The organism is Pseudoalteromonas sp. BSi20439 (genome assembly GCF_000241165.1).
Classification (GTDB): domain Bacteria; phylum Pseudomonadota; class Gammaproteobacteria; order Enterobacterales; family Alteromonadaceae; genus Pseudoalteromonas.
Genome location: NZ_BADW01000051.1, coordinates 43,440 through 53,835 on the forward strand (window position 1 = coordinate 43,440; position 10,396 = coordinate 53,835).

9 protein-coding genes are annotated in these 10,396 nt (G+C 39.8%); 4 read left to right on the forward strand and 5 right to left on the reverse strand.

Annotated elements, in window-relative coordinates:
- Window positions 1-217 precede the first annotated feature (217 nt).
- Window positions 218-2,146 carry an ATP-dependent DNA helicase RecQ gene (locus tag P20439_RS04765; protein ID WP_008464957.1) on the forward strand — a complete coding sequence of 643 codons (1,929 nt, stop codon included), beginning with the start codon at window positions 218-220 and terminating at the stop codon, window positions 2,144-2,146.
- 70 nt (window positions 2,147-2,216) lie between these two features.
- The gene (locus P20439_RS04770; protein WP_036932929.1) at window positions 2,217-2,525 is read left to right on the forward strand and encodes a YkgJ family cysteine cluster protein; all 309 of its coding nucleotides are present in this window, start codon (window positions 2,217-2,219) and stop codon (window positions 2,523-2,525) included.
- Between the two features lie 71 nt (window positions 2,526-2,596).
- Here P20439_RS04770 and P20439_RS04775 read toward each other — a convergent pair whose 3' ends face one another.
- From P20439_RS04775 to P20439_RS04785, 3 genes are all read right to left on the reverse strand, one after another.
- Window positions 2,597-3,214 carry a glutathione S-transferase family protein gene (locus tag P20439_RS04775; RefSeq protein WP_008464959.1) on the reverse strand — a complete coding sequence of 206 codons (618 nt, stop codon included), beginning with the start codon at window positions 3,212-3,214 and terminating at the stop codon, window positions 2,597-2,599.
- A gap of 48 nt (window positions 3,215-3,262) precedes the next feature.
- Window positions 3,263-4,291, reverse strand: a complete 1,029-nt coding sequence (locus P20439_RS04780; protein ID WP_008464960.1) for an NADP-dependent oxidoreductase — start codon at window positions 4,289-4,291, stop codon at window positions 3,263-3,265.
- Between the two features lie 160 nt (window positions 4,292-4,451).
- Window positions 4,452-4,958: a GNAT family N-acetyltransferase gene (locus P20439_RS04785; RefSeq protein WP_036932935.1), complete on the reverse strand. Its 507-nt coding sequence runs from the start codon at window positions 4,956-4,958 to the stop codon at window positions 4,452-4,454.
- A gap of 152 nt (window positions 4,959-5,110) precedes the next feature.
- On the opposite strand from P20439_RS04785, the gene P20439_RS04790 reads away from it, so the two are divergent.
- Window positions 5,111-6,316 carry an anhydro-N-acetylmuramic acid kinase gene (locus P20439_RS04790; protein WP_008464962.1) on the forward strand — a complete coding sequence of 402 codons (1,206 nt, stop codon included), beginning with the start codon at window positions 5,111-5,113 and terminating at the stop codon, window positions 6,314-6,316.
- Window positions 6,317-6,352: 36 nt separating this feature from the next.
- On the opposite strand, the gene P20439_RS04795 is transcribed toward P20439_RS04790, so the two are convergent.
- Complete coding sequence (locus P20439_RS04795; RefSeq protein ID WP_008114385.1) at window positions 6,353-6,838, reverse strand: hypothetical protein; 486 nt, start codon at window positions 6,836-6,838, stop codon at window positions 6,353-6,355.
- Between the two features lie 508 nt (window positions 6,839-7,346).
- On the opposite strand from P20439_RS04795, the gene P20439_RS04800 reads away from it, so the two are divergent.
- Window positions 7,347-9,524 carry an EAL domain-containing protein gene (locus P20439_RS04800; protein WP_008464963.1) on the forward strand — a complete coding sequence of 726 codons (2,178 nt, stop codon included), beginning with the start codon at window positions 7,347-7,349 and terminating at the stop codon, window positions 9,522-9,524.
- A gap of 1 nt (window position 9,525) precedes the next feature.
- Here P20439_RS04800 and P20439_RS04805 read toward each other — a convergent pair.
- The coding region (locus P20439_RS04805) for an L-threonylcarbamoyladenylate synthase (RefSeq protein ID WP_036932933.1) at window positions 9,526-10,396 on the reverse strand (871 nt) is incomplete at its 5' end.

Sequence of the window (10,396 nt, forward strand, 5' to 3'; positions counted from 1 at the left end):
AAATAATATACCGAAGCAATTTCTGTACGTTGATTTTTAAAATGACTTGGGTATCAAAAAAATTATTTTGGCAATGCATCACTTAGGTAATATTGTGCGCCTAAATAACACGCATGTCAGCAAAAAATCACGTCATTTGCTGTATACTTATATGCAAATATTTCATCTAATGCGCATTTACAGTATTTATGGGCACCGACATAAAAAGGACGCTTTTATGAGTACCTCGCTAGTTCAGTCTCTTGAGCAACATTTTGGTTTTAATCAGTTTAGAGCAGGGCAACAACAAACCATAGAGCAACTGCTAAATGGTCAATCATCACTGGCGATATTTCCTACAGGGTCGGGTAAATCCTTGTGCTATCAACTCACCGCGTTACATTTACCGCATTTAACTTTAGTGGTATCGCCATTATTAGCGCTTATGAAAGATCAAATAAGCTTTTTAAACAGTAAAGGCATCTATGCTGCAAGCCTCGATTCAAGCCAAGATCAAATGCAAAGCAGTACCGTAATGAACGATGTGCGCAGTGGTAAAGTTAAAGTGTTAATGGTATCGGTTGAGCGCTTTAAAAACGAACGCTTTAGAGAGTTTATTAGCCAAGTAGCGCTTTCTATGTTGGTGGTAGACGAAGCGCATTGTATATCTGAGTGGGGTCATAATTTTAGACCCGACTATTTAAAACTACCGCGTTACCGTGAAGAGCTAAATATTCCGTTAGTGTTACTATTAACCGCCACAGCCACTAAAAAAGTAAAACGCGATATGGCAGAACGCTTTGCTATTGAGCCACAATGTATTGTGCAAACGGGGTTTTATCGCGCTAATTTAGATTTAAGTGTGCTGAGTGTTAAAACTGCCGATAAAAACACTGAGCTTACTAAAATTGTCCGTGCGCAAACCGGCCCCGGTATTGTGTATGTCACTCTGCAGCAAAGTGCTGAGCAAGTGGCCAATATGTTAAGCGCACAGGGCCTGCAGGCGGTGGCGTATCATGCAGGGCTTGAAGATACCTTACGCGGGCAAATTCAAGATGATTTTATGGCGGGTAAAATAAATGTGGTGGTCGCCACTATTGCCTTTGGCATGGGGGTTGATAAATCAGACATACGCTTTGTGATTCACTACGATTTACCTAAATCAATTGAAAACTACAGCCAAGAAATTGGTCGTGCAGGGCGTGATGGCAACCCTTCCAATTGTTATACATTGGCTAATTTAGATGGCTTAAACACAGTAGAAAATTTTGTGTACGGCGATACCCCAGAGCTCAGCGGTATTGAGCACGTGATTAACGATATTCGCCAAGCCCAACAGCAATGGGAAATGCAAGAATATAGCCTTTCAAGCGAGAGTAATATTCGCCAGCTTGCCCTTAAAACCTTGCTGGTACAATTGGAAATGCAAGGCGCAATAACCCCGCAGTATGCGTATTACGCCGATTTTAAGTATAAATTTTTGGTTGATAAAAGTGAGTTACTTTGCCAGTTTGATCAGCAGCGCCAAGCCTTTTTAACACAAATATTTAGCCATACCGACTTTAAAAAAATATGGGGTACACTTAACTTTGATAGCTTGACCCAAGCCGCGCAAGTTGACCGTAAACGTGTGGTAGCCGCACTTGATTACCTAGCAGAAAAAAACCTTATCACCCTTGAAACCAAACGTATTACTCAAGTGTACAAAGTGCATAGCGAGGTGATTAATAACATCGAACTTGCCCAGCAGTTACACGATTATTTTACCGATAAAGAGCAAGCTGAAATAAAACGAATTGCTGCACTAGTACGCTTTTTTGAGCTGCAATCTTGCTTAAGCTATAACTTAGCCCGTTATTTTGATGATGCGAATGCGCCACAGCAATGTGGGCATTGTAGTGTGTGCCGTGGGCATGCGGTCAAGCTTGAGTATTCACTCACCCCACCAGAGATTAATGAGTCACTTATCTATCAAAAGGTGGATGAGTTTTTGGCGCATATGGCAACGAAAGGAGCGCACAATGTGGGCATTGAAACCCAATGTCGGTTTTTAGCGGGAATGAGTGTGCCGCTATTTGCGCGTAATAAGGTACGCCAGCTAAGTGGTTTTGCACTGTGTGAGCAACAGCGCTACAGCGAAACTAAAGCGATATTACTGGCACGATAAATTATATTAATTTAATGCAATTGCTATTAGTTCCTGTATTCTGGTGGCTTATTCTAAACAGTAAGCCATTATGCCGCACAACGTTATCCCTGTAAGAAATATAACCCCGACTAACGAACCCATCACATGCGCTAATTGCCAAGCGTGTTGTTGTCAATTAGAAGTGCGTATTGTTAGTGATACCGGTGTGCCTTTTCAGTATATTGATTACGACAAATGGGGCAGTGAAGTTATGAAGCGTGGCGACGATGGCTGGTGTCAAGCTCTCGATAGAAACACGTTAATGTGTACTATTTACGAAAATCGCCCATTAACGTGTCGAGAATTCGAAATGGCATCGGGTGAGTGTATTACTGAGCGAGAGTTGGCGGGTATTTAAAATGCAATTTTGCAAAGGGTGATCATAAAAAAAAGGATCTTATGACCCTTTCTTCATTCGTGTTTAACCAGTTAATCGTATTTAGCTTCAAGCTCGTTAGCAGTATGAAACTTCTCGTGGCTTTGCAATTGCTCATCATATTTAACAAGGTTTTTAAAGTGTGTAAGCTGGCCAGCGTTTTTAACTATTTCAACAATAAACGACATCATGAAATCGGCACCAGTTAGGGTGTCGCCTACTAAATAGCGCTTACCTTCAAGGCGGTTGTTAAAATAGCTAATTACTTTAGCGGTTTCAGCATCGGCATAGCCCTCTAAAAATTGCGTTTTAGCGCCATCTTTTTGTACAAACATTTTCAGCAATAATGGTAAAATAGCAGAGCTTTCGGCAAAGTGAAGCCATTGCTGATAGTCTACAAATTCCGCAGTACCTGTGGCTGGTGCAAATTTACCTTTGCCATAGTTAGTGATCAGGTAATCTGTGATAGCGCCAGACTCGGCAATCACTAAGCCATCATCTTCGATAACCGGTGATTTACCCAGTGGATGCACATTTTTTAGTTCATCAGGGGCTAAAAAGGTTTCAGTGTTGCGCTGATAAGCAACAATTTCGTAATCAACTTCAAGCTCTTCGAGTAACCAAATAATACGTTTAGAGCGAGATTTATTTAAGTGGTGTAGTTTAATCATTATCTTCCTTATTGGACTGTGCTGAATTACAACACAGCCTGAATGTTATTATAGTGGGCCGTTAACCTTTACTACGGTTTTACCGAAGTTCTTCCCGCTGATCATGTCGTTAAATGCGCCGATGGTTTTTTCGAACCCATCGACAAGATGTTCGCGGTATTGAACTTTTCCGTCTTTTAGCCACTGTTGCATGTCTTGGGCAAATTCGTCATAGCGGTGGCCGTAATCATCAAAAATTATAAAGCCTTGCATTTTTATTCGTTTAGTAAGCAATTGACCCATAAGCATGCCCATTCTATCTGGGCCTTCAGGCAGGCTAGTGGCATTATATTGCGATACTAACCCGCACACAGGTACGCGTGCTGAGGTATTCAGCAAAGGTAATACGGCATCAAATACTTTTCCGCCCACATTTTCATAATAAACATCAATGCCTTGCTCACATGCCTTTTCTAATTGTTCGGCAAAGTCATCTGCTTTATGGTCAATACAGGCATCAAAGCCAAGATTTTTAACAGCATGCGTACATTTTTCGCTGCCTCCGGCAACCCCTACTACTTTACAGCCTTTAATTTTCGCTATTTGACCAACCGTGGCCCCCACAGGCCCTGTTGCTGCTGCAACGACCACAGTTTCACCTGCTTTAGGTGCGCCAATATCTAACAATCCCATGTAGGCAGTAAAACCAGGCATACCCATAATACCGAGTGCATAAGATGGATTTTTAGGCTCTTTGCCTAATGACATTAAGCCCTCGCCGTTTGAGATAGCGTAAGTTTGCCAGCCTGTATATGCTAATACCCATTCGCCTTCGCTAAAGGTATCGTTTTTAGATGATTCTACTTGGCAAACCGTTGCACCGACCATTACATCACCAATTTCGACAGGGTCGGCATACGATTTAGCATCGCTCATGCGGCCACGCATATAAGGGTCTAGTGATAAATAAATAGTACGCAGCAATACTTCACCATCTTTTAATGATGGTAACGCTACGTTTTTAAGTTCAAAATTTTCATTAGTAGGAGCGCCATGTGGGCGTGATGCTAAAGTAAATTGACGACTGGTTGTGGACATAAAAATCTCCATGATAGAGTGAAAAAACGACCTATATACCGAATGTTTAAGCTTTAAAACTATACATTGCTCAACAATAATGCGCGGATAGGTAGAAAAGATTTGTACCTTGATACACGAGCTTTGGGCGAGAGGTGGTTAATTCAACCGTCGAAAGAATTTAATTAGAACAATTACTCTGTTTTAGCACACTAAATACATGGCTATCTAAATAGTGACCATTTTTATAAATTGCTTTCTTTAAAATAGCTTCGTTATTAAAGCCATTTTTAAGCAACGCGCTCATTGAGCCAACATTACCAGCAAATACAGCCGCATGAATACGGTTTAAGTTAGTACTTTCAAACACTTCTTTAGTAATCAACTCTATGGCTTGGGTAATAAGACCTTGCCCCCAATATTGCTGACTAAGCCAATAACCTATTTCGCCACTGCGGCTATACTCAAACTCACCAGGGATAACACCAATACAACCAACACATAGGCCATCAACTTCAATAGCTTTAATGATGCCACATTTTGCTCCTTCGTTTACCCACCAGTTTGCATCTGCTTGAGTATAAGGAAATGGAATTTTAGAGGACAAATAGCGAGCTACTTGTTGATCGTTCAAAATGGTGACTATTTGGCAGGTATCGTGTTGTTTAAATGCTCGTAAAGTGATCATGCTACAAATGAGTTTGTTATTATCAGCCAATAACTTAGCAAGCTTTAAACGCTTAAACAATGAAAAACAATTCATTAAAATTAAAGTGTATACAGGTATAACTTTGCTTAAAACTCTTTTAAAATGTAAAAAAACACCCAGACAGAGTCTCTATGCATCCTCATATCGAAGCCCTTTATAATAGCGCTAAAAAGCCCAGCCGTTTAATTATTGGATTAATGAGTGGCACCTCTTTGGATGGTTTAGATGTAGCGCTATGTAAAATAACCGGTGCAGGTTTGCATACACAAATAGAGGTGTTAAATTTTACTACGGTTGAGTATAACGACGAATATAAAACTAAAATAAAGCAGGTATTTGCTAAGCGCGAATGCGATTTAGAAGTGCTGACTTTATTACATCCTTGGGTGGGCAAACTCCATGGCGAGATGGTTAATCAGTGTTTAATTGCATGGGGAATTGATCCTGCGAGTATTGATGCCATTGCAAGCCACGGGCAAACTATTTATCACTGTCCGCAGTCGCAGCATAACCATCATGACTTTAAACATGGCACCTTGCAAATAGGTGATAGTGACCAAATAGCCGTTACTACAGGCATTACCACTGTTGGCGATTTTAGGCAAAAGCATATTGCCGCTGGTGGAGAAGGTGCGCCGCTGGCCGTGTATGGCGATTATTTATTTTTTGCCAGCCCTGACGAAAACCGCATTTTATTAAACATGGGTGGCATTGCTAATTTAACGTTTTTACCTAAAAGCGGTGATGCTAGTAGCGTGTTTAGTAGCGACATAGGCCCAGGTAACACCATTATGGATGCCTACGTACAGTATTACTTTAAAGGAATGCATTATGATGAGGGCGCAAAGCTTGCCAAAGCAGGCAAGGTAAATGTAATACTGCTAAAATCGCTCAGCGATAATGCGTTTTTTAAATTACCACTGCCAAAAACAACAGGACCTGAGGTGTTTAATTTAGCCTTATTACGTGCAGCCCAAGCCCAAACCGCAACCCAAGATTTAAGCCATGAAGATGTGTTGGCGACATTAAATGCGCTTTCTGCGACTACGATTGCTAGGGCGTTAAATGACTGTGCTAAAGGGGTTCAAAACTGTGTGGTATATGCCAGTGGTGGAGGTATTCATAATCCATTATTGATGGAGCAATTACTAATACACTGCCTAAATATTAAGGCGTTTAAGAATACTGATGATTTGGGTGTTCACCCTGATGCCAAAGAGGCGGTGCTGTTTGCTATTTTGGCAAACGAATGTTTAGCAGGGCAGCGACAAAGTGCTAAAAATAAAAGAGGTGGAATTTTAGATATTACTATGGGTAAAGTGAGCTTTGCTGATTAACTAATTAAAGCTTAATGGTAAAATTTATAACAAGAGCTAAAAAAGTGAGATTAAAGCTGTTCCCATACTGGCGAGGTACTGACGAACGCGGTGCGGCTTTGGTGGGGTAATCGAAGTTACTGGTATAGTATATCCACTACCAAATTGGTTAATATGCATATCGAACTGCAAACTATTCTTTAACGTGCCGTGTTTACCGTGCAAAATCATTTGCATTACAAAACCACGACTATGCGCTATTTGGTTCAACCTAAGCGTGACCCGTCCCTGTTCTAAATCAAATTGATTGAGCTTTTTTTCTGTGTAGTACTGAGCTGCTCGTGCATTTGGTAAAGTTGCGCTCAGCGAAATAATATCACCTTCATGGGCCGCTTCAGGCAAAACGCATTGCAAAGCAATTTGATGCTGGCTATTAGCATGCAATGACAGCGTTTCAAATTCCATGCTGTGGCTTAATGCCGCAGACATTGGATCTTCAAATGACGGTAGTGCAAAGGTTAATTGCACCATAGATTCGCTCATGAGGGTCTTATAAAGCTTTGTTGACTAATAATGCAGCTATTATCGCTGATGATTATTGCAAAATTATGACTAAACTAAAGCGCTTGATGCAAGGGTTAATTTGACTTGCAGTTTATAACTAAAGCTATTGTTTTAAATCAATATTATATTTAATAAATAAACTATAATAGTCGCTCAATAACCTCTGCGATAAACGTAAATACAGTTTACCGGGTTCAAATGTATACGAGCCTTGTCTTAACAATAAAATAAAACACTTACCAACTTTATTGTTAATTTATTTTATTTTTAATGTTAAATAATGGGCTTTTTTTTATGTGTTTTTCTCAACTTTGCAATAAAACAGCTTGAAAAAAAACCAAGCTAGCCATAAAGTGCATTTAAGGGCCCAAATACATAACACACTACCAAACGGGTTGTGAGAAATTAGATGGCACTAATAAAAAATAATTTATGGAAACTCTTTTGTTTTTTGCTATTGGGCGGTCTAGTCCTATTAAGCGTTTTGTTGGCTTATGAATGGCGAAATATCGAAAAAGAATACCGCACAAGCTCCCAAAACCGTGTCGAATTTTCTGCGCAAGCACTTAAAAGCACCCTTAGAAATAAAGAACTTATGCTGGATTTAATTGGCAGAGACATCCTTTCAAACAATAACTTAACCGAAAAAACATCAACAATTAAACTTCTAGACAATATTTTACTAGAGAATCCTGTGTTATTAGGCTTTGGACTGTTTAATCCCCAAGGGGAAATTATTTACTACAGCTCAAATTTAAATGCCTCAACAATGATTAATCTGAAAGAAAATGAAAAAACCCGCCAAAGTTTTTCACAAACCCTTAGCTCAGACAAAATGGTGTTAGGGCAAACTTATTTTAATCTATCGTTACAAGAATGGGTTATTCCAATAAGGAAGTCATTACGAGACAAAAGTGGCACTGTGATTGCTGTAATGACTGCAGGGATGGCGGTATCAAGAGGCGCTAAATACCTCAATATTTTGCAAAGTAATAGTGACGATTACATAATGCTAGCAAGAGAAATTGATGGTTTTATTCAATACAGTTCCGTAAAAGATGCAGATATAGCTAGCTATACAAAAACCAAAATTAAGCAGGCATTAGGGTTATCTGATAATGCTTTGATAAAGCAAACAGGCAAGGATAAAGAAATATTTAAATCCTCAGAAGAGGTGTTTAGTATTGATACACATGTAGGTGGTAAGCCTTATTTAACATCTGCAAAATTTGATAATCGCTATCAATTATGGACACTCTCAAATCGGGCAATGCAGCCAATAAAAAACGTCTTTTATTGGAAGGTATGCTGGTACTTTTTAATCTACTTACTGATTTGTACGGTGTTATATTTTGGTTTTAGGTTTATTGCTCGTGCTGAGCAAAAACGAGTTGATGAACTGTTTTACCTTTCTCGGAACGACGATTTAACAAAGTTACCCAATCGAAAAGCACTGCGTGATAGCTTTGAAGCAAAAAAAGAGACATCTTTTAGTCTAGCAATCATAAACATTACCAATTTACGCTCAATGAATAATCGCTTTGGTATGGAGTATGGCGATAAGGCAATTAAAGCCTATGCCGCAATGTTGCAAGCTACATTCGCAGTTCCATACCTAGTTTTTAGAAACAGTGGTAATGAGTTTTGCATTATTACACCGCATTTATCGGATGAGCAAAATAGGCACGCTTTTGAACAAATATTAGCATCTTCTATTGAACAATATGAAACCAAAAATACCGAACGTCCTTTAAATATGAGTGTCGGTGTGGCCAACTACCCAGAGCATGGCATAACCAAAAGTAAGCTGGTCCGCAGTGCGCATTTGGCTAATCAATGGGCAAAAGATACAGGGCAATGGCTGTGCCATTACCATGCAGATATAAAACAAGCTTATTTGCGCCGTTTAAAAGTAGAAGAGCGATTAAATGTAGCGCTAAGTGAACAATCATTCTCTATGGTCTATCAGTGCCAAGTGAATGAACAGGGAAAAATCCATGCTATGGAAGCACTTATTCGTTGGCATGACGGTGAATTGGGTATGGTTTCACCTGCCGAGTTTATTGCTATTGCAGAACAAAGTGATTTAATATTTAAAATAGGTGACTTTGTTTTAGCGCGTTCTATTAGTGAATTTGCAAAGATGCAACAACACAGCGATACCCCTCTTGAATTAGCAATCAACATTTCAGTGATGCAATTTCAAAGCAGTGCTTTTATTCCGACATTATTGCAAAGCATAGAAACCCATAATGTTGCCCCGCAAAGTATAATCTTAGAAATTACAGAGTCACTGTTTATGGATAACCTTGAGCATGTGATTGATACGATAAATAGCTTAAAATCTAGAGGGATACGCTTCTCGATGGATGATTTTGGTACAGGTTATTCATCACTGAGTTTATTAAGGCGCTTACCCATAGATGAACTGAAAATAGATAAAAGCTTTGTAGATGATATTTTAATAGACCCTAAGTCTAACAGTATGGTGCAAAGTATTATCGCCATTGCCAACAGCCATAACTTAAGTGTTATCGCTGAAGGCGTGGAAGAACAGGCACAGTTTGATATGTTAGTGGATATTGGCTGTAAACGCTTTCAGGGGTATTACTTTTATAAACCAGTGGCAGCAGCAACGGTTATTGAATACCTAACGGTTAATTAACTTATCCTACAAATACTGTGGTGGCGCGACTAAGTCGGTCATTCACTGCAGCCCACTCACTGCCTACTGGCGGTTTTTCGATATAAATATTCAATGGTGTTTTCTCATCAATAAGATGCAGTGCTTTATACATATTTTTAGCGTATTCAATAGGGCAACTACTTAGCTTAGTAATACGTTCGGATGGAATGTCGCTCGCTAATAATTGCTGTTGCACTTGAGTCGAATAGATTAAATAGTGACTTTTACCCTGAGAGTTTTCACTTAAAATTTTAGCGAAATCTTCAGTATTAGCCAACATGGCTGGTGCATGAGGCTGATAATGCGCTTTTACATTACCCGGTACCACTTCGTTATGTGAATGTGGCGTGCTGACATGCAGTCCAGTTTTTTGCAAAATATCAGCTGCTGAAATTGGCCCTGGGCGTAATATGCGTAACTGCTGTGAGCTTGCATCTACAATGGTCGATTCAATACCTACATTACATTCACCTCCTTGTAATACCGCACTAATTCGACCATTCAAATCGCGTATTACATGAGCTGCACTGATTGGGCTCAATTGCTTATAGCGATTAGCCGAGGGAGCTGCAAGACCGGTGTTTAATTGCTTTAATACCGCTAAAAACTCAGGGTGCGCAGGCACGCGAAGCCCAATGGTGGGCAAACCGCCTGTTACCGGACTGTTTAAATCATTTTTAGCATTTAAAATTAGGGTGAGTGGGCCGGGCCAAAATGCATCAGCAAGTGTGATGGCTGCCTTATTTACATTTTTTGCCCAATTGTGTAGATGCGACTGATTGGGAATATGCACAATGAGCGGGTGATTTGTTGGGCGTCCTTTTGCGGTAAATATTTTCGCTACGGCATCT

What these genes read in the sequence shown, in the direction of transcription:
- P20439_RS04765 (WP_008464957.1), top strand. Translation starts at nt 218, where the DNA reads ATGAGTACCTCGCTAGTTCAGTCTCTTGAGCAACATTTTGGTTTTAAT.
- P20439_RS04770 (WP_036932929.1), top strand. Translation starts at nt 2,217, where the DNA reads ATGCCGCACAACGTTATCCCTGTAAGAAATATAACCCCGACTAACGAA.
- P20439_RS04775 (WP_008464959.1), bottom strand. Translation starts at nt 3,214, where the DNA reads ATGATTAAACTACACCACTTAAATAAATCTCGCTCTAAACGTATTATT.
- P20439_RS04780 (WP_008464960.1), bottom strand. Translation starts at nt 4,291, where the DNA reads ATGTCCACAACCAGTCGTCAATTTACTTTAGCATCACGCCCACATGGC.
- P20439_RS04785 (WP_036932935.1), bottom strand. Translation starts at nt 4,958, where the DNA reads ATGATCACTTTACGAGCATTTAAACAACACGATACCTGCCAAATAGTC.
- P20439_RS04790 (WP_008464962.1), top strand. Translation starts at nt 5,111, where the DNA reads ATGCATCCTCATATCGAAGCCCTTTATAATAGCGCTAAAAAGCCCAGC.
- P20439_RS04795 (WP_008114385.1), bottom strand. Translation starts at nt 6,838, where the DNA reads ATGAGCGAATCTATGGTGCAATTAACCTTTGCACTACCGTCATTTGAA.